The following is a 19,115-nucleotide window of genomic DNA, read 5'->3' as shown; positions in this document are numbered from 1 at the left end:
GCTCCTCTCCTCGAGGGTCAGGATGACAGCTCGAGGATATCCATCGGTCGCACCATCGTGATCTCCCCCGGGAAGGCGGCGCGGGCCTCGGCGAGCGGCACCTCCGGATCGGTCCAGGCGGGGATGTGGGTGAGCGCGAGAGACCGTGCCCCGGCGCGCGCGGCGCACTCCCCCGCGCGTCGGCCCGTCAGGTGCACTCCCGTGAAGCGGTCGTCGCGCCCCTCGACGTACCCCGCCTCGCAGAGGAAGAGGTCGGCGTCGGCGGCGAGCTCGTCCAGCGCCGGGCAGGCATCGGTGTCCCCCGAGTAGGCGAGCACGCTCCCCCCGGCGCGGATCCGGAAACCGTACGCCTCGACCGGGTGCTGGACCTCGCGCACCGTCATCTCGAACGGGCCGATCCGCAGTTCCTGACCATCGGTCAGCGCCCCGTACTCGAAGGGCACCCGGTCCGTGCCGTCGGGGATCCGGCCGTCCCGGCTGAGCACCGCCGAGAGCCGCTCCGGGAGCGGTGCCGGCGCGTGGATGGGCAGCTGAGGGAGGTCGGTCCGCTCGTGGTAGGCCCAGAACACCTCGAGACCCGTGAGGTCGAGATAGTGGTCCGGGTGGAGGTGGGAGATGATCACCGCGTCGAGATCCGCGGGGTCGATCACGGACTGCAGCGGGCCGAAGGCACCCGAGCCGAGATCCATGAGCACCCGCCAGACGCGACCGTCGGCGTCCTCCTGCTCCAGCAGGTAGCTGGAGGCGGCGCCGTCCGGGCCGGCGAAGCTGCCCGAGCAGCCGATGACGTGGAGCCTCATGCCGGGATCACCGGGAGCGTCGACGTCATGTCCAGGGCCGGGCCGAGGAAGCGTCGGGACAGCCTGGCGAAGGACTCCCCCGCCGTGCCCGTCGCGGTCTGGGCGAACACGTGCCGGGGCACGTGCGCGTCCTCCCGCAGCAGTCCCGACCCGCGCAGCTGGCGGTAGACGTCCAGCGCCGTCTCCTCCGCGGACGAGACCAGGGTGACCTCCGGGCCCATGACATAACTGATCGGACCGGCGAGCATCGGGTAGTGGGTGCAGCCGAGCACCAGGGTGTCCACGCCCGCCGCACGCACCGGCGCGAGGTACTCCTCCGCGACCTCGAGCACCTCCTCGCCCGTGATCACGCCGCTCTCGACGAACTCCACGAAGCGCGGGCAGGCCTGCGTGGTGATCTCCAGGTCCGGGGCCGCCGCGAAGGCGTCCTCGTAGGCCCGCGAGTTCACGGTGCCCTGGGTGCCGATCACCCCGATCCGACGGTTGCGGGTCGCCGTTACGGCACGGCGCACGGCCGGCTGGATCACCTCGATGACGGGCACGTCGTAGCGCTCGCGCGCATCGCGCAACACGGCCGCCGACGCGGTGTTGCACGCGATGACCAGCATCTTCACGCCGCGGCCGACGAGATCGTCCATGATCTCGAGCGTCAGCGAGCGCACCTCGGCGATCGGGCGCGGGCCGTACGGGCCGTGCGCGGTGTCGCCGATGTAGACGAGCTCCTCGCGCGGCAACTGGTCCAGGATGGCCCGGGCCACGGTCAGCCCGCCCACCCCGGAGTCGAGGATCCCGATCGGCGCAGTATTCATCCCGGACAGGCTAGTGTCCCGGCCCCCGTCCCGCCGTGACGGCGCACGCACTGGGTGCAGTCTCACAACGGATTCGGACAGTTGTCAGGAAGGAGTGCTCGTCCCTCGCCAGGACGTCGATCAGTCCTGCCTCCGATCGACTGATCTCCTACCGGCTCGTCCCTCGCCAGTACGTCGATCAGTCCAAGGCCCGCAGGAGGCTTTCCTGCAGCCAGCTCAGCAGCTCGTACACCGCGATCACCACGTCCGAGCCGACCATCTCGTCGTCCCGCTCGGGGAGGTCCTCCACCCGCTCGCCGATCTGCTGGAGCATGCGCACGGTGTCGAAGTCGCCGTCGCGCTGCAGGCCCAACCGGTCCGCGAGCACGATCCGCACGTCGTTCAGCGCGCGGAGCACCACCACGGCCTCGTCGGCCTCGACCACGACCTCGCCGTGACCGGGACCCGCCCCGTCCAGCAGCGCGATCACCCGATGCAGATCCGCGAGCTTGCCCTCGGCGAGATCCTGCTGCCCGAGCCGCCGGTACTCCTGCGCCAGGTCCGGATCCTCCGACGCATCGGGGAACAGACGCTTGACGGCGCTGTCCGAGGGGACCCGCGCATCCCGGCCCGCGAACTCCGCCTCGAGCCGGCGCAGCGGATCCTCGCTCTCGGCGGCCCGGCGGACCGCCTCCCGCTCCGGGTCCAGGCCGAGATCCGCCCGGATCAGATCGGCGGTCTCCTGCGCGACCTGGGCCAGGATCGCCTTCTCCTCGCCGTCCAGGCGGCAGGCGACGGTGCCGTCGGGCCGACGGCGGAATGCGTGCGCCATCAGCCCTCCCCCGCCCGCTCGAGCGTCGCCCGCAACCCGAAGGAGTGCATCGCCTGCACGTCCCGCTCGGCCTTCTCCTTCGACCCGCGGGAGACGATCGCCCGCCCCTCCTCGTGCACCTGCATCATCAGCTGCTCGGCCACGAGGTGGGAGTACCCGAAGTAGCTGCGGAAGACGTAGACCACGTAGCTCATGAGGTTGACCGGGTCGTTCCAGACGACGGTGCGCCAGGGCCCGTCCACCTCGAGCGTGGCCTGCGCGCCCGGAGAGAGGTCGCCGAGTGGCCCCGTCCCCGGGTCCGCTCCTGCCACCACGTCCTGCATGCGCGCTCCTCACCGGCCGGGGCCGCCCGCGGAGACCCGGCGGACGGCAATGCCGATGATTCTACGGCGACCGCGCACGCCCTGCCCGCCCTGCACCCATTACGGTGGACGCGTGACCTCCGCCCTGCTCACCGACCTCTACGAGCTGACCATGCTCCGCGCCGCCCGCGAGGCCGGCACCGCCTCCCGTCGCTGCGTCTTCGAGGTGTTCACCCGTTCCCTCCCCGCGGGGCGCCGCTACGGCGCGCTCGCCGGCACCGGCCGCGTCCTCGACGCGATCGCCGACTTCCGCTTCGACGCGGCGGACCTCCGCTACCTGCGCGGGCTCGAGCTGCTCGACGAGGACACGCTCGACTTCCTCGCCGACTACCGCTTCCACGGCGACGTCCACGGGTACGCCGAGGGCGAGCTCTACTTCCCCGGCTCCCCCGTGCTGCGCATCGAGGGCACCTTCGAGGACTCCGTGATGCTCGAGACCGTCGTGCTCTCGATCCTGAACCACGACAGCGGCGTCGCCTCCGCCGGATCGCGCATGGTCACCGCCGCCCGCGGCCGTCCCTGCATCGAGATGGGCGGCCGACGGGTGCACGAGGACGCCGCGATCGCCGCCGCGCGCGCCGCGTACGTCGTCGGCTTCGACTCGACCTCGAACCTCGCCGCGGGCGCCCACTACCGGATCCCTGTCGCCGGGACCGCCGCCCACGCCTTCACCCTGCTGTTCGACGAGGAGTCCGAGGCCTTCTCCGCCCAGATCTCCGCCCAGGGCCCCGGGACGACCGTCCTCGTGGACACCTACGACGTCGAGGAGGCGGTACGCACCGCCGTCGAGCTCGCCGGCCCCGAGCTGGGCGCGGTGCGGCTGGACTCGGGAGACCTCGCCGAGCAGGCCGTCCGCCTGCGCGCCCAGCTGGACGGCCTCGGGGCCACCGGCACCCGCATCACCGCCACGGGCGACCTCGACGAGCACCGCATGGAGGACCTCGCCGACGCCCCGCTCGACGGCTACGGCGTCGGCACCCGGCTGGTCACCGGCGGCGGGCACCCCGCCCCCGGCTTCGTGTACAAGCTCGTCGAGCGGGAGGGCTCCGACGGGCTCATGCATCCCGTCGGCAAGCAGTCGAAGGACAAAGCCACGCTCGGGGCGGGCAAGCATGCCTACCGGGTGCTGGTCGGGGATCGGGCGCACGCCGAGCTGGTGCTGCCCGGCGAGTCCGAGGTGGCCGAGTTCGAACGGGAGCTGATGGCCGAGCTGACCTCGGCCGACGCCTCCCCGGACTGGGGTCGCACCTCGCTGCGCCCGCTGCAGGTCCCGCTGATCCGCGACGGCGAGCCCGTCGAGGACCTGCGCGGTCCCGAGCGCGTGCGGCGGGCACGGGAGCGGCACCGCGCCTCGGTCGCCGAGCTGGGCCTGGTCGCCGACGACGGGCCCGACGGGCCGATCGCGATCCCCACCGTCACCGACGGCACGGAGGCCGCCCGCGTGCTGCGCTGAGCGCAGAGCGATCGACCCCCTCCCGCTCGCTCGGCCGGTCAGTCGGTCGGTCGGTCGGTCGGTCGGTCGGTCGGATCAGCGTCGGCCGACGAACCAACCGCGGACGATGTCGATCCGCGCCTGGATCTGCTCGGCGCTGGCCTGCGCGACCGCCGGGCCGCCGCTGCGCGAGCGCAGCGTGTTGTGGACCGAGCCGTGCGGGGAGCCCGACTTCTTGGACCAGGCCGAGACCAGCGAGGAGAGCTCCTTGCGCAGGTCCATGAGCCGACGATGGTCGACCACGCCGGGGGTGACGGGAGCCTGCACGGTGCCGTTGCGGCGGCGGCGCGCCTGCTGCTCGGCCTGCTGCTGCTGGAGGACGGCGCGCATCTGGTCCGCATCCAGCAGACCGGGGATGCCGAGGAACTCCTGCTCGTCCTCCGAGCCGATCATGCCGCCCGCGCCGTACTCGCCGCCGTCGAAGAGGACCCGGTCGAAGGAAGCCTGCGACTCGAGCGCCTCGAAACTCATCTCCAGCTGATCGGAGGCGCGCTCGCTGCGATTGGCCTCCTCGATCAGCGACTCGTCGAGCCCCGTCTCGGCATCGCCCTCGGCGGGGCGGAGATCGAGCACGTGGTCGCGCTCCTCCTCCATCGCCGCGGCGTGGGCCATGAGGATCGGCACCGTCGGCAGGAAGACGCTCGCGGTCTCGCCACGGGTCCGCGAACGGACGAAGCGACCTACCGCCTGCGCGAAGAACATGGGCGTCGCGGTCGAGGTGGCGTAGACGCCGACGGCGAGGCGGGGCACGTCGACGCCCTCGGACACCATGCGCACCGCCACCATCCAGCGGTCCTTGGAGGCGGAGAAGTCCTCGATGCGCTTGCCGGCGCCCGCGTCGTCCGAGAGCACCACCGTGGGCGCCTCCCCGCACAGCTCGCGCAGCGTCTCCGCGTAGGAGCGGGCGGCCTTCTGGTCGGTCGCGATGACGAGCCCGCCGGCGTCCGGCACGTGACGGCGCACCTCGGTGAGCCGGCGGTCCGCGGCGGAGAGCACCGACTGGATCCACTCGCCCTGGGGATCGAGCGCCGTGCGCCAGGCCTGCTGGGTGATGTCCTTGGTCTCGAGGGCGCCGAGCTGGGCCGAGACCTCGTCGCCGGTCTTGGTGCGCCAGTGCATGCGCCCCGAATAGGTCATGAACAGGACGGGGCGGACGACGTGGTCGCGCAGCGCCTCCCCGTACCCGTAGGTGTAGTCCGCCTTCGAGCGGGAGAAGCCCTCGCCGTCCTCCTCGTACGTGACGAAGGGGATCTGCGAGGAGTCCGAGCGGAACGGTGTTCCCGTCAGCGACAGGCGGCGGGTGGCCCGATCGAAGGCGTCCCGGACCCCGTCACCCCAGGTGAGGGAGTCACCGGCGTGGTGGATCTCGTCGAGGATGACCAGGGTGCGATCGGCCTCGGTGCGGGCGCGATGCAGGGCGGGGGCCATGCCGACCTGCGCGTAGGTGATCGCGACCCCCTGGTAATGGGCGCCGTGGGTGCCCTGGGCGTTCGAGAAGTTCGGATCCAGGGAGATGCCGACGCGCGCCGCGGAGTCCGCCCACTGAGTCTTCAGGTGCTCGGTCGGGGCGACCACGGTGATCCTCCGGACCGTCCCGTCCGCGAGGAGGCCCGCGGCGATCTGGAGCGCGAAGGTGGTCTTGCCCGCGCCGGGCGTCGCGACCGCGAGGAAGTCCTTCGGCGCGGTGCGGCGATAGAGGTCGAGAGCCTCCGCCTGCCAGGCACGGAGCTTCGGGACCGTGCCCCAGGCGGCGCGCTCGGGGTAGGCGACGGGGAGCGATCGCGCGGCGGCCTCGGAGGGCCGACGGGGATCGCCGGTGGAGAACAGGGATGGTGTTGTCACAGCGTGCTCCACCGTACCGCTGAGGACCGACGACCCGCCCGCGCGAGGGATGTGAGGAAGTCCCCCGGGCGTGTCGGGCGGAGGGGTGGGAGAGAGCGTCGCCGGCCGGGGTCAGCGGCGCCCGCCGAAGAGACCGCGGAAGCCGCCGCCCCCGCCCTTGCCACCGGAGCCGCCCGCGCCGTTCCCGCCGTCGTTGGGCTCGCGCAGGCCCTCGTAGATCTCCTTGCACTCCGGGCAGACCGGGTACTTGTTCGGGTCGCGGCCGGGCACCCACACCTTGCCGCAGAGGGCGATCACCGGGGTGCCGTCGAGCGCGGCCTGCGTGATCCGGTCCTTGCGCACGTAGTGGGCGAACCGGTCGTGATCGCCGTCGTCGGTGGTCTGCTCCCGCTCCTGGACCTGCCGGTCCAGCACGGCGGTGCTGCCGGGCGCGGCACCGGGCTGGTCGCTGTACGGGTCCAGGCGGGACGGATCAGAGGTGGAGGACATGGCTGCTCCCGGGGTCAGGGGTCGATCTCTCGAGACACGTCGAGACTAGCGGAGTCCCTGGGCGGTGGACGGCCCCGCCTCCCCGATCCCGGTCACGGCTCCGGGGAGAATGCCGCCCATGTCAGCGCTGCATCGCTTCGTCCTCGACCTGCCCGTCCAGATCCGGGATGTCGGCGGATCGCTGCCGCTGCGGATCGCGCTCGCGGTGCTCGCGCTCGTGCTGAACAGCGGCTTCTACCTGCCGTCGATCCCCTCCGGGACCCCCGGCGTCGGGGTGCCGGGACTGGACAAGATCTACCACCTGGTGGTCCTCGCCCTCACCGTGTGGGCGCTCGGTCGGCTGCTCGCGCCGCGGCGCCGCTTCCCGATCGGCTGGGTGGTGATCGTCGCGCTCGCGCAGGTCCTGCTGGTCGAGCTGGTCCAGTCCCTCGCCCTGCCGCAGCGGTCGGGCGACGTCGGGGATGCGGTCGCGGGCGTGCTCGGGATCGGGGTCGGCCTCAGCGCATGGATCCTCGAGCGGCGCCGGTCCGCCACGGCTACGGACCCTGGCGCCGACGCGCTCGACGGCGACACGGCCTGAAGCCTCCGGCGGCCGGGGCCGCCGGAGGGCCCGGCTCAGCTCTCCAGCGTGATCTCGTCGGCGTAGACCGGCCGCATCGCACCGGTGATGGTGTCGACCGTCCCCGCCTCCTCGCGGGCGACCTGCTCGACGGCGCTCGCGACCGCCTTGGTGACCCCGTCGTGGAAGACGCTCGGCACGATGTAGGTGGGGTTGAGCTCCTCGGTGGAGACCACGTCGGCGAGCGCCTTCGCGGCGGCGAGCAGCATGCGGTCGCTGACCTTCGTGGCGTGCGCGTCGAGCAGCCCGCGGAAGACTCCCGGGAAGGCGAGGACGTTGTTGATCTGGTTCGCGAAGTCGCTGCGGCCGGTCGCGACGACCTCGGCGTGCTTGGCCGCCTCGGACGGGTCGATCTCCGGGGTCGGGTTGGCCATGGCGAACACGATCGAGCGGTCGGCCATCGTCGCGACGTCCGCGGCGGTGAGGATGTTGCCCGCGCTGACGCCGATGAAGACGTCGGCGTCCACGACGGCGTCCTGCAGGGTGCCCGTGAGGTCGCGGGGGTTGGTGACCTCCGCGATCCAGGGGAGGCGACCCTCGAGCTGCTCGCGTCGCTCGTGCACGATGCCGTGGATGTCGGTGACGACGATGTCGCGGGCACCGGCCGCGCGCAGCAGACGCAGGATCGCCGTGCCCGCGGCGCCCGCGCCCGAGAGCACGATGCGGGTCGAGGCGATGTCCTTCTCCACCACGCGCAGTGCGTTGCGCAGGGCCGCGACGACGACGATCGCGGTGCCGTGCTGGTCGTCGTGGAAGACGGGGATGTCGAGCTCGGCCCGCAGCCGGTCCTCGATCTCGAAGCAGCGCGGCGCGGAGATGTCCTCGAGGTTGATGCCCGCGAAGACCGGCGCGATCGCCTTCACGTGCGCGACGATCTCGTCGACCGTGTGCGCGTCGAGGCAGATGGGGAAGGCGTCGATCCCGGCGAAGCGCTTGAAGAGGGCGGCCTTGCCCTCCATCACCGGCATCGCGGCGAGCGGGCCGAGGTCGCCGAGGCCGAGGATCGCCGAGCCGTCGGAGACCACGGCGACGGTGTTGCGCTTGATGGTGAGGCGGCGCGCGTCCTCGGGGTTCTCCGCGATCGCCTTGACCACGCGGGCGACGCCCGGCGTGTAGATCATCGACAGGTCGTCGCGGTGGCGGATCGGGAGCTTGGACTCGACGGTGAGCTTGCCCCCGAGGTGGGCGAGGAAGGTGCGATCGGAGACCTTGCCGAGCTCGACGCCGTCGAGTTCCTTGAGCGACTCCACGACCTCGATCGCGTGGTCGTGGCCGGCCGTGAGCACCGTGATGTCCGCGCGCATCCGCTCCGGGCCGGAGGCGGAGACGTCGAGGGCGGTGACGGTCGCCCCATGCTGCTCGATGCGACTGGTGATGTCGCTGACGGCGGCGGACCGCGCCTCGAACTCGAGGCGGATCGTGATGGAGTAGCTGACGGATGGCGACGGTGACATGAGGCACAGCGTAACGAGCGCATCGGGCCCCGTGCACCCGCGCCGCGCCGGGCGTGTCCGGCTCCCCGGACAGCAGCTCCGTCCGCGGCGAGCGCGACCTGATCAGGCGGTGTACGGCACCACGCGGTCGGCGAACCGGTCCCACAGGGCGTCCGCGGCCGGGATCTGCTCGCTATAGCGGTCGGGGTGGGCAGAGGCCTGCACGGCCTGCGCCGCGGCACCCGGGTCCCACGCCTCGTACTCCGGGACGACCTGCAGCAGGCCGGGCGCCTCGGAGTGCTCGGAGAGGCCGAGGAAGGCGTCGACGGCGAGCTTCTTGTGGCGGACCTGGGCGGCGGTGCCCCAACCCATCGAGGGCCGCTGCTGGAAGAGACCACCGGAATCGAGGTCGACGGCGGGCTCGTAGTTGCGCAGCCAGGACTCGACGATCGCCGTGATCAGGGTGATGCGCGCCGCCTCGCGCCCCAGGCCGTGCCCGGCGATCACGGAGAGGAGGAACCGCGCGTTCTGCTCCTGCCAGGAGTCCAGGGCGTTCACGTCGAAGCCCTCGCGGGTCTCCGGCCGGGTCATGAACTCCTCGGTCCAGACGTCATCCGCCCGAGCCGGCGCGGTCGCCCCGAGTCCGAGGAGGGCCCCGGCGCCGAGCGCGCCGACGAGCAGCGTGCGACGTCGCGGGAGCGGGGACGTCGCCGGGGCGACGAGGGCGGTGGAGCGGGAGCCGAGCATGCGAGATTTCCTTCGGGAGACGGGCGGATCGATCGCCAGGGACGCGGGCCGTGCCACCGTAGGCGCGGCCCACGCCGCAGGGAAGAGAGCGCTGTCGCAGGTCGGAGCCGTGCTCCGCCCGTCTTGGGATCGCCATGACCACCGCTTGGGGTCTCTGCGCAGGACCGTCCGGGCGACGTCCGCACCGGTCGGGGACGGTTCCCGGCCGCCGCGGCCGAGGCGGCCGAGCGGAGACGCCGACGGATCACGGCGCGCGGGTAAAACTTCCGCAAGGTCCCGCTGCGGCGCAGGCGGCGGAGGCGTGGCTCACCCCGCGCGGGCCTCGGTCCGTTCCGGGCTCAGAGCGCCGCGATCGCCTGGCGGATCCGCTTGTCCGAGACGGAGACGCGGGTGCCCAGGGTCTGCGCGAAGAGGCTCACCCGCAGCTCCTCGAGCAGCCAGGCGATCTCCTGCGCCTCCTTCTCGGAGCGGCGCCGGGCACCGAGTGCCGCACGTCGGGTCGCCCAGTACCCCTCGAGATCGGCGATCTGCCAGGCGGCCTGCTCGTCCCGGCGCGGGTTCTCCGGCAGCTTTTCGAGCCGGACCCGATCCGCCTCGAGGTAACGCCGCAAGTCCGGCAGGCGATCGACGCCGGTGCGGGAGATGAAGCCGTCCGCGAGCAGGCCGGCGGCGTGCTCGCGGATCTGGGTCAGGTGGGACAGGATCGCGAGGGACGAGACCCGCGAGAGCTCCTTCTGCAGCGTCGCGTTGACGGCGAGGGCCGCGGCAGCGTCCTTGACGGCCTGCGCCGCGAGCTCGGCGTGCCGGGGTCGGGCCGCCTCAAGCAGCTGCTCGTACTGCGCGCGGGTGCGGATCGTGGCGGCGTCGCCAGCGAGGTGGATCGTCGCGGCGCGCGTCGCGTCGGCCAGCAGCGCTGCCGTGCTCGCGTACTCGGAGCCGGCGACGGCGAGCTTGGTGGGGTTGGGCAGGGCGTTCAGCACGGTCGACAACTCGGTGCCGAGGTCGCGGTCCAGCAGCGCGATGACACCCTCCCGGTGGGCGAGGGTCTGCTCGTCGGCGCTCGCGAGCACCGCGAGGTCGACGCGCTCGAGGCGGCCGTCGGAGCCGCGGCGGGCCACGAGCGCGGGATACCCCGTGACCTTGAGACCGCCGACCCTCGACTCGTGCAGGGCGGGCACGCCGCCCGCAGGGAAGCCGTCGAGGTCCCGATGGGCGAGATCGTCGCCCTGGGAGGAGACGGAGGCGTCGACCCGCTGCTTGAGCCGGCCGCGCAGCGCCTCCAGGTCGTCGCCCGCTCCGATCTGCTTGCCCTGCGCATCGACCACCCGGAAGTGCATCCGCAGATGGTCGGGCAGCTTCGCGAGGTCGAACTCGGGCCCGTACAGCGGGAGGTCGTCGGGCACGCCGGGCAGGGCCACGAGCTCGTCGGCGACCGCCTCGACGAAGGCCTCACCGGACTCCGGGTCGTCGTCGTGGAGGGTCGCGGCGACGGTCTTCGCGCGCTCGGGCGCGGGGACCAGGTACCGCCGGATCGGCTTCGGGAGCGAGCGGATCAGCTCGGTGACGAGCTCCTCGCGCATGCCGGGCACGAGCCAGTCGAAGCCGGAGGGCCGCAGTCGGTTCAGGACCGCGAGCGGGATCGTCGCGGTGACGCCCTCGGCACCCTTCGACCCGACCTCGCCGAAGGAGTAGCTGAGCGGGAGGGTGATATCGCCCTGGACCCAGGTGTCGGGGAAGTCCGCGGCGATCGCGGCCGTGGTCTCCTCATCGGCCGCGAGGAGGTCCTTCTCGGTGAGGGTGAGCAGGTCCGGGGTCTCGTGCCGCTGGGACTTCCACCAGGTATCGAAGTGGCGGCCGGAGACGACCTCGCGGGGGATCCGCCGGTCGTAGAAGGAGAAGATCTGCTCGTCGCCGATCAGCAGGTCGCGTCGGCGGGTCTTCGCCTCGAGCTCCTCGAGCCGCGCGATCAGGGCCCGGTTGTCGCGGAAGAAGTGGTGGCGGGTGCGCCAGTCCCCCTCGACGAGGGCGTTCTGCAGGAAGATGTCGCGGGCCGCCTCGGGGTCGATGCGTCCGTAGCCGACCACGCGGTCCGCCACGAGCGTCACGCCGTAGAGGGTGACCTTCTCGTGGGCCATGGCGCCCGCCTGCTTGGAGGACCAGTGCGGCGCGGAGTGGGAGCGCTTGACGACGTGCGCGCCGATCTCCTCGGCCCAGGCGGGGTCGATGCGGGCGGCGGTGCGGCCCCACAGCCGGGAGGTCTCCACCAGCTCGGCGACCATCACGTAGTCGGGCCGCTTCCTGGCGAGCGCCGAGCCGGGCCACAGCGCGAAGCGCGCCCCGCGGGCGCCGGAGTACTCGCGGGTGCGGTCATCGAGGAGGCCAACATGGCTGAGCAGCCCCGCGAGCAGGGACTGGTGGATGGCCTGCGGGGTGGCGTCGTGCTCATTGGCGCGCAGATCCGCATCCTTGGCCATGTCGCGCAGCTGGGCGTGGAGGTCCCACCACTCGCGGATGCGCAGGTAGTGGAGGTGGTCGGCGCGCACCTCGCGGCGGAAGGCGCTCGAGGAGAGATCCTTCCGACGCTGCTGCAGGTGGTTCCAGAGGTTGAGGTAGGCGAGGAAGTCGCTGGTCTCGTCCTCGAAGCGCTTGTGCTTCTCGCGGGCCTGCTGCTCCTGCCCGAGGGGCCGCTCGCGCGGGTCCTGGATCGAGAGGGCGGCGACGATGATCAGCACCTCGCGCAGGGCGCCGAGGCGGTTCGCCTCGAGGAGCATGCGGGCCATCCGCGGGTCGAGCGGGAAGCGGGCGAGATCGCGGCCGATGCGGGTGAGGCGGCGACCGCCTGGAGATTTCGGATCGTCCTCGATCGCACCGAGCTCCTCCAGCAGGCGCACGCCGTCGGCGATCGCACGGCTCGCGGGCGGCTCGACGAAGGGGAAGGACTCGACGTCACCGAGGCCCAGCGAGGTCATCAGCAGCACCACGGAGGCCAGCGAGGTGCGCAGGATCTCCGGCTCGGTGAACTCGGGCCGGCTCTCGAAGTCCTCCTCGGAGTAGAGGCGGATGGCGATGCCGGGATGGGTGCGCCCGGACCGGCCGGAGCGCTGGTTGGCGCTGGCCTGGGAGATCGGCTCGATGGGGAGCCGCTGCACCTTGGTGCGCTGGGAGTAGCGGGAGATGCGGGCGAGGCCGGAGTCGATCACGTACGTGATGCCGGGGACGGTCAGGGAGGTCTCGGCGACATTGGTCGAGAGGATGATGCGACGGTATGTGCCCGACGGGGGCGGGGAGAAGATCTTCTGCTGGTCCTGGGCGGAGAGCCGCCCGAAGAGGGGCAGCACCTCGACGGGCAGCGCCGCTCGGCCGCGGGTCCCGCGGGACAGGTGCGCGGTGAGGGCGTCGGAGATCTCCCGGATCTCCCGCTCACCGGGCAGGAAGACGAGCATGTCGCCGGGTCCCTCGGCGGCCAGCTCGTCGACGGCGTCGGTGATCGCCTGGGTGAGGTCCCGCTCGACGGAGTGGACGTCCTCCAGCTCGTCGTCCTCGTCCATCTCCGGCTCGAGCACGAGCGGCCGGTACCGGACCTCCACGGGGTAGGTCCGGCCCGAGACCTCGATGATCGGCGCCGGGCGCCTCTCCCCCGAGGGCAGCACCGAGGCGAAATGCTCGGCGAAGCGCTCCGGGTCGATGGTCGCCGAGGTGATGACGACCTTGAGATCCGGACGCTGCGGCAGGATCTGGCGGAGGTAGCCGAGGATCACGTCGATCGTGAGGGAGCGCTCGTGGGCCTCGTCGATGATGATCGCGTCGTAGCGCTTCAGCAGCCGGTCGCGGCCGATCTCGGCGAGCAGGATGCCGTCGGTCATGAGCTTGAGCCGGGCTCCGCGGGCGGTCTGCTTGGTGAAGCGGACCTGGAAGCCGACGGTCCCCTCGCCGAGGGTCTCCCCCAGTTCGCTCGCGATGCGCCCGGCGACGGAGCGGGCGGCGATCCGGCGGGGCTGCGTGTGCCCGATCAGGCGGCGGCCTTCCCCATACCCCATCTCCAGCAGCATCTTGGGGATCTGGGTGGTCTTGCCCGAGCCGGTCGCCCCGGCGATCACCACCACCTGGTGGTCCCGGATCGCGGCCTGGATGTCCTCGCGGCGCTGCGAGACGGGGAGGTCCGACGGGTAGGAGATCCGCGGCCCGGGGGACCTGGGGGACGGAGCCGGGCCGCCCGGGGTCGTGACGGACGGATCAGGGGTCGAGGAGGGCGTGGTCATGACGGGCCCAAGTCTACGGGCCGGGGTGGCTGGCGGTCCTGCGGATATCCGTCGGGCACGACGCCGGGCCCGTATCCTCGTCGCGTCGGCGTCCCACCCGGGGCCGACGGACCGCCCGTGGCGATGCCCACCCCCGCATCGCGTCATGGCGCCGGTCCCTGCGTGCTCCGGACGGAGCCGGACGAGGAGGTCTGATGCGCGCACTGCGCAAGCTCGCACCCGGAGGGGGCCTCGAGCTCACCGAGGTCGAGGAGCCCCGCTGCGGGCCGTGGGACGTGAAGGTGCGCGTGCTCCGCGCCGGCATCTGCGGGACCGACCTGCACATCCTGGCCTGGGACGAGTCGGCGCAGTCGATGTGCGACACGGTCCCCTTCACCCCCGGCCACGAGGTCTACGGCGAGGTGGTCGAGATCGGCGCCGAGGTCACGGACGTGCGCGTCGGCGATCGGATCTCCGGCGAGGGCCACGTGGTGTGCGGGACCTGTCGCAACTGCCGCGCCGGGCGGCGCCAGATGTGCAACCGCGTGCGCTCCGTCGGCGTGCAGCGCGACGGCGCCTTCGCCGAGTACGTGACGCTCCCCCACGAGAACGTCTGGGTGCACGAGCACGACGGCCGCACGGACCTGATCAGCCCCGAGCTCGGCGCCGCCTTCGACCCGCTGGGCAACGCCGTCCACACGGCGCTGAAGTTCCCGCTCGTCGGCGAGGACGTGCTGATCACCGGGGCCGGACCGATCGGCCAGATGGCCGCGGCGGTCGCGCGCCACGCCGGCGCCCGCTACATCACGATCACCGACATCTCCCCGCAGCGCCTGGCGATGGCCGAGGAGTGCGGGGCCGACGTGGTCCTCGACGTCTCCACGACGCGGGTGCGCGATGCGCAGCGGCGCCTCGGGATGCGCGAGGGCTTCGACGTGGGCCTCGAGATCACGGGCCAGGCCCGCGCCCTGCAGGAGATGATCGAGAACATGAACCACGGCGGGAAGATCGCCCTGCTGGGACTGCCCGCGACGCAGTTCGAGATCGACTGGACCGCCGTCGTCACCCGCATGCTCACCCTGCAGGGCATCTACGGCCGCGAGATGTTCGAGACCTGGAACGCGATGAGCGCGATGCTCTCCACGTCCTCCACGCTGCGCGGCGCGATCGAGCGCACCATCACCCACGTCCTGCCCGCGACCGACTGGGAGCAGGGCTTCGCCCTCGCGAAGGCCGGCTCGGCCGGGAAGGTGCTCCTGGACTGGAGCGCCCTCGACGACTGACCGCGCCCGCTCCCGCACCCCACGACCCGAACGACCCGGAGGCTTCCATGTACACCGCCCTCAAGGACCAGCTGACCGCCGAGCTCGCCGCCCTCGAGGAGGCCGGCACCTACAAGCACGAGCGGGTGATCACCACCGCCCAGGGCAACCGCATCACCGCCGGCCCCATCGGCCGCGACGGCGCCGAGGTGCTGAACTTCTGCGCCAACAACTACCTGGGCCTGGCGGATGATCCGCGCCTGGTCGAGGCGGCGAAGCGGGCTCTCGACGAGCGCGGCTTCGGCATGGCGTCGGTGCGCTTCATCTGCGGCACCCAGGATCTCCATCTTCAACTCGAGCAGGCGGTCTCCGCCTTCCTCGGCACCGAGGACACCATCCTGTTCTCCTCCTGCTTCGACGCCAACGGCGCCGTCTTCGAGCCGCTGTTCGGCACGGAGGACGCGATCATCTCCGACGAGCTGAACCACGCCTCGCTCATCGACGGCATCCGGCTCTCGAAGGCCGCTCGCCTCCGCTACCGCAACGCCGACCTCGCGGACCTGCGCACCCAGCTCGAGGCGGCCGCCGCGCTCCACGACGGGCACGGCGCGCGCCGCTCCATCATCGTCACCGACGGCGTCTTCTCGATGGACGGCTATCTCGCCCCGCTGCCCGGCATCTGCGACCTGGCCGACGAGTTCGGGGCGCTGGTCCTCGTCGACGACTCCCACGCCGTCGGCTTCATGGGCGAGACCGGGGCCGGCACGCCCGAGCACTTCGGCGTCTCGGATCGGGTGGACCTCTACACCGGGACCTTCGGCAAGGCCCTCGGCGGGGCGAGCGGGGGCTATGTCTCGGGCCGGGCCGAGATCGTCGCGATGCTGCGCCAGAAGGGCCGCCCCTACCTGTTCTCCAACTCGCTCGCCCCGGCGATCACGGCTGCGACGCTGCAGGCCCTCGAGCTCGTCGAGGGCAGTGCCGAGCTCCGCGCGACCCTGTTCCGCAACGCCGAGCTGTTCCGCACGCGCATGAGCGAGGAGGGTTTCGAGCTGCTGCCGGGAGAGCACGCGATCGTGCCGGTCATGTTCGGGGACGCCGCGCTCGCGGCGCGCATCGCCGACCGCATGCTCGAGAACGGCGTGTACGTCACCGCCTTCTCGTACCCGGTGGTGCCGCAGGGGAAGGCCCGGATCCGGGTGCAGCTCTCCGCCGCGCACACCGAGGCCGATGTCGAGGCCGCCGTCGCCGCTTTCGTCAGGTCCCGGGCCGCCGAGCAGGGGTGAGCTTCCCCTCCTCGACTGCCCGCAGCAGCTCCGTTCCGCTCCGCCCGAGCGGGTGCGCGGAGTCGTAAGCGGTGACCAGGGCGAGGGCGAGGCGCACCGACCAGGCCCAAGCTCGCTCGAGGAGCGCCGACCATCGCGCTTCGTCCTCGATGCCGTTCCAGGTGGCGTGCCGGCGGTAGCGGGCGAGGAGATCCCCGCGGGGATCGTGCAGCAGCAGGGCCCCGAGGTCGCTCGCCGGGTCGCCGAGGGTCGCATCGCCCCAGTCGATCAGCGCTCCCGTGCGGGCCCTGTCGCGGAAAGCGTCGTGGTCCTCGCCGGGTACCGGGTCGCGGTCCGGGTCGACCGTCGGGACCACGACGTTGCCCGGATGCGGGTCCCCATGGAGCAGCAGGTCCCCGCCGTCCCAGACCGGTGCCTCGAGCCCCCGGTCGGCCACGTCGCGCGCGGCACGACGGAGGTCTGCCGGCAGCTCGGCCCGCTCCAGGTCCGCGGCGAGGGCCTCGGCACGGCCGGCGAGCGGCACGCCGCGCACCGGGTTCCGCTCGAGGTCCGCCAGGTCGCGCGGAGGGAGCGAGTGCAGGGCGGCGAGCATCGAGGCCAGGCCCGTGGCGCTGCGGCGGCGGTGCGGCGGGCTCGACTCCGCCGCACTGCGTCCGGGAACCCAGGGGATCAGCAGGGCGTCGGGGGCGGTGGCCAGGATCGTCGGGATCCGCAGCGGGAGCTCGGCGGAGAGCGGGGCCAGTCGCCGCAGCACGGCCAGCTCCCGATCCCGCAGCGGGCGCGCGCTGCGGCGGCGGACGACGCGCAGGACCACCGGGAAGCCGTCCACGGTGCCGACCGGCCAGAGCACGTTGTCCCACCCCTCGCCCGCGGGCCGCGGAGCGAGATCGACGTCGACATCGAGATCGACATCGACATCGAGAGACCCGCGTCGGACCCCCGGCTCGGGCACGAGCTGCATCAGCAGACGCCGGACGCGCTCCCGGTCGACCGGGAGATCCGCCGCGGGCGGGGCGGGTCGGGAGGCGGGCATCCGTGAAGGCTACGCGACCGCGGTCGGCGTGTCCCCCGTCGGACCCACCGGATCGCTCTCGCACCGCACGGACGCACCGCGCCGACGCAAAACGGTCCCGCCCCCTCGGGAGGACAGGACCGCGGTGCGGAGGAGACGAGTGGCGGCGTCAGCCCTGCGCCGAGGTCTTCTCGGTGGGCTTCTCGCCCCGGCTCTCGAGCTCGGCGAGGATCTCGCGGTGCTTGCTATCGCTCATCGGATAGAAGTGCATGACCACGATCGCGAGGACCATCGAGACGGCGGGCAGCAGGCCCGTGGCCACGTTGATGCCGAAGATCGTCTCGGCGCTCTGCGCGGCGGCGGTGCCGTCGTAGCCGAACCAGCCCAGGATCCACAGGCCCACCGCGCCACCGAGGGCCTGCGAGCATTTCCGCACGAAGGAGAACACCGCGTAGGTGGTGCCCTCGTTGCGGATGCCGGTCTTCCACTCGCCGTACTCGACGGAGTCCGCCTCCATGTTCCACATGAGGGTGTTGGCCGTGCTGTTCGCGATGCCGAAGAGCCCGAAGCCGACGAAGGCGAGCCACACGAGCTCCTGCGAGGCGAGGAACAGCAGCACACCGGCGACGATGCCGACGACCCCGGCGACCTGGAACAGCCGCGGCTTGCCGAGCTTCTTGGCGAGGACCGGGATGAACGCGCCGGTCACGAGGATCGCGCCGGACATGAGCACCTGGTTCACCGCGATGAGCGTCGCGTTGCCGAGCACGTCGCGGGCGTAGTACGCCATCATGCCCGAGGCGCCGAAGACGCCGACCAGCATCAGGACGGAGGACAGGGCGAGCATCTGCAGCGCTCGGTTCGAGGCGATGGTGGCCACGCTCGCCCGCAGGCTCACCCGGTCCACGCAGCGCTGCACGTTCTCGCGCGCGGTGAGGAAGAGGAAGACGTACAGGGCGATCGCGAGGACGCCGAGGGGGATCAGCGCGGTGAGGATCGCGTTCTGCAGCCCGGCGGGATCGCCGCGGAAGGAGTTGATCGCCGGGGCGATCGCGAGGGCCACGACGATCTGCATCAGGGCGGAGCCGACCGACCGGGCGACGGCGAGGCGCGAGCGCTCGGCGCGGTTGTCGGTCATCGCGGCGGCGAGCGAGCCGTAGGGGATGTTCACCGAGGTGTAGGCAACCGACCCCATCAGGAAGTACATGATGAAGGCCCAGGCGACGCCGGCCGCGGTGCCGTAGAGCGACGCGGGCATCGCGAAGTTCAGGATCGCGAGGACCACGAGGGGCACGGAGCCGGCGAGGATCCAGGGTCGGAACTTGCCGAATCGGGTGCTGGTGCGGTCGATCAGGGAGCCCATGAGCACGTCGGTGACGGCGTCGACCGCGCGCATCAGCAGGAACATGAGGCCCACGACCGCGGGGCCGATCTGCGCGACGTCGGTGAGGTAGACCGCGAGGAAGGACATCGCCAGGGAGAAGGCGAGGTTGTTCGCCGCGTCACCGCCGGCGTACGCGACGTAGTTCAGCGGGTTCAGCCGCTGCAGGCCGCGGGCCGACGTGGCCTGGGGTGCGGTGTTCGAAGTGGTGCTCATCATCATCCTTGATCCGGGAGCTCTCGAGCGGGGTGTGCTCGGGGAGGCGCCCTTGCCGTTGCGGGGGACGCTCCCAGAGCGCAGATGCCCCCTCACCCAGTTGTCACGGGTTGCCACAGTTTCCGGCGAGATCGTCAGCACATTGCGACGCCGCTCACACCGGACCTCATCCCGGCCCGTGCGGGATGGCAACCGGCGGCATCCTCCCGGGGTGCACTCCGCTCTCCGGGCGCTCCTCGGCAACGGACGGGAAGACCGCGATCGCGGCGACGGCACGCCGTACGGTGGCGTCGTGGACGGAGCGCGCCGTCCCGGGGGG

15 protein-coding genes are annotated in these 19,115 nt (G+C 72.1%); 4 read left to right on the top strand and 11 right to left on the bottom strand.

Annotation, left to right across the window (positions count from 1 at the left end):
- Positions 1-17: 17 nt before the first annotated feature.
- The 4 genes from ACZCAH_RS00685 to clpS all read right to left on the bottom strand — a co-directional run bounded on the left by ACZCAH_RS00685 (position 18) and on the right by clpS (position 2,743).
- Positions 18-800: an MBL fold metallo-hydrolase gene (locus ACZCAH_RS00685; protein WP_329745224.1), complete on the bottom strand. Its 783-nt coding sequence runs from the start codon at positions 798-800 to the stop codon at positions 18-20.
- Positions 797-1,609 carry a glutamate racemase gene (murI, locus tag ACZCAH_RS00680; protein ID WP_464339258.1) on the bottom strand — a complete coding sequence of 271 codons (813 nt, stop codon included), beginning with the start codon at positions 1,607-1,609 and terminating at the stop codon, positions 797-799. Before murI ends, ACZCAH_RS00685 begins: the two co-directional genes overlap by 4 nt.
- Positions 1,610-1,787: 178 nt before the next feature.
- Complete coding sequence (locus ACZCAH_RS00675; RefSeq protein WP_464339257.1) at positions 1,788-2,420, bottom strand: DUF2017 family protein; 633 nt, start codon at positions 2,418-2,420, stop codon at positions 1,788-1,790.
- The gene (gene clpS, locus ACZCAH_RS00670) at positions 2,420-2,743 is read right to left on the bottom strand and encodes an ATP-dependent Clp protease adapter ClpS (RefSeq protein ID WP_329745221.1); all 324 of its coding nucleotides are present in this window, start codon (positions 2,741-2,743) and stop codon (positions 2,420-2,422) included. Before clpS ends, ACZCAH_RS00675 begins: the two co-directional genes overlap by 1 nt.
- A 112-nt stretch (positions 2,744-2,855) precedes the next feature.
- On the opposite strand from clpS, the gene ACZCAH_RS00665 reads away from it, so the two are divergent.
- Entirely contained in the window at positions 2,856-4,235 is a 1,380-nt protein-coding gene (locus ACZCAH_RS00665) for a nicotinate phosphoribosyltransferase (protein WP_464339256.1), read from the top strand.
- Positions 4,236-4,310: 75 nt separating this feature from the next.
- On the opposite strand, the gene ACZCAH_RS00660 is transcribed toward ACZCAH_RS00665, so the two are convergent.
- On the bottom strand, positions 4,311-6,101 hold the full coding sequence (locus ACZCAH_RS00660; protein ID WP_464339794.1) for a DEAD/DEAH box helicase: 1,791 nt from the start codon (positions 6,099-6,101) through the stop codon (positions 4,311-4,313).
- Positions 6,102-6,227: 126 nt separating this feature from the next.
- Positions 6,228-6,605, bottom strand: a complete 378-nt coding sequence (locus ACZCAH_RS00655; protein WP_329745218.1) for a DUF3039 domain-containing protein — start codon at positions 6,603-6,605, stop codon at positions 6,228-6,230.
- A gap of 118 nt (positions 6,606-6,723) precedes the next feature.
- On the opposite strand from ACZCAH_RS00655, the gene ACZCAH_RS00650 reads away from it, so the two are divergent.
- Positions 6,724-7,185 (top strand): VanZ family protein, encoded by a 462-nt coding sequence (locus tag ACZCAH_RS00650; RefSeq protein ID WP_464339255.1) that lies wholly within the window; start codon positions 6,724-6,726, stop codon positions 7,183-7,185.
- Positions 7,186-7,220: 35 nt separating this feature from the next.
- Here the strand turns inward: ACZCAH_RS00650 and ACZCAH_RS00645 are convergent, their stop codons facing one another.
- The 3 genes from ACZCAH_RS00645 to hrpA all read right to left on the bottom strand — a co-directional run bounded on the left by ACZCAH_RS00645 (position 7,221) and on the right by hrpA (position 13,663).
- On the bottom strand, positions 7,221-8,678 hold the full coding sequence (locus ACZCAH_RS00645) for an NAD-dependent malic enzyme (protein WP_464339254.1): 1,458 nt from the start codon (positions 8,676-8,678) through the stop codon (positions 7,221-7,223).
- 102 nt (positions 8,679-8,780) lie between these two features.
- Entirely contained in the window at positions 8,781-9,404 is a 624-nt protein-coding gene (locus ACZCAH_RS00640) for a hypothetical protein (protein WP_464339253.1), read from the bottom strand.
- 338 nt (positions 9,405-9,742) lie between these two features.
- The gene (gene hrpA, locus ACZCAH_RS00635) at positions 9,743-13,663 is read right to left on the bottom strand and encodes an ATP-dependent RNA helicase HrpA (protein WP_464339252.1); all 3,921 of its coding nucleotides are present in this window, start codon (positions 13,661-13,663) and stop codon (positions 9,743-9,745) included.
- A 194-nt stretch (positions 13,664-13,857) separates the two neighbouring features.
- On the opposite strand from hrpA, the gene tdh reads away from it, so the two are divergent.
- Both tdh and ACZCAH_RS00625 read left to right on the top strand, forming a co-directional pair.
- On the top strand, positions 13,858-14,925 hold the full coding sequence (tdh, locus tag ACZCAH_RS00630) for an L-threonine 3-dehydrogenase (RefSeq protein ID WP_464339251.1): 1,068 nt from the start codon (positions 13,858-13,860) through the stop codon (positions 14,923-14,925).
- Between the two features lie 47 nt (positions 14,926-14,972).
- Positions 14,973-16,187 carry a glycine C-acetyltransferase gene (locus ACZCAH_RS00625; RefSeq protein WP_464339250.1) on the top strand — a complete coding sequence of 405 codons (1,215 nt, stop codon included), beginning with the start codon at positions 14,973-14,975 and terminating at the stop codon, positions 16,185-16,187.
- Here ACZCAH_RS00625 and ACZCAH_RS00620 read toward each other — a convergent pair.
- Both ACZCAH_RS00620 and ACZCAH_RS00615 read right to left on the bottom strand, forming a co-directional pair.
- Positions 16,159-17,220, bottom strand: coding sequence for a phosphotransferase (locus tag ACZCAH_RS00620; protein WP_464339249.1), 1,062 nt, complete (start codon positions 17,218-17,220; stop codon positions 16,159-16,161). The two genes, ACZCAH_RS00625 and ACZCAH_RS00620, sit on opposite strands and share 29 nt — an antisense overlap.
- Positions 17,221-17,368: 148 nt before the next feature.
- Positions 17,369-18,796, bottom strand: coding sequence for a glycoside-pentoside-hexuronide (GPH):cation symporter (locus tag ACZCAH_RS00615; protein ID WP_464339248.1), 1,428 nt, complete (start codon positions 18,794-18,796; stop codon positions 17,369-17,371).
- Positions 18,797-19,115 lie beyond the last annotated feature (319 nt).

This window comes from Brachybacterium sp. B718/18, from assembly GCF_055454375.1.
This window is presented reverse-complemented; position numbering and strand designations above follow the sequence as displayed.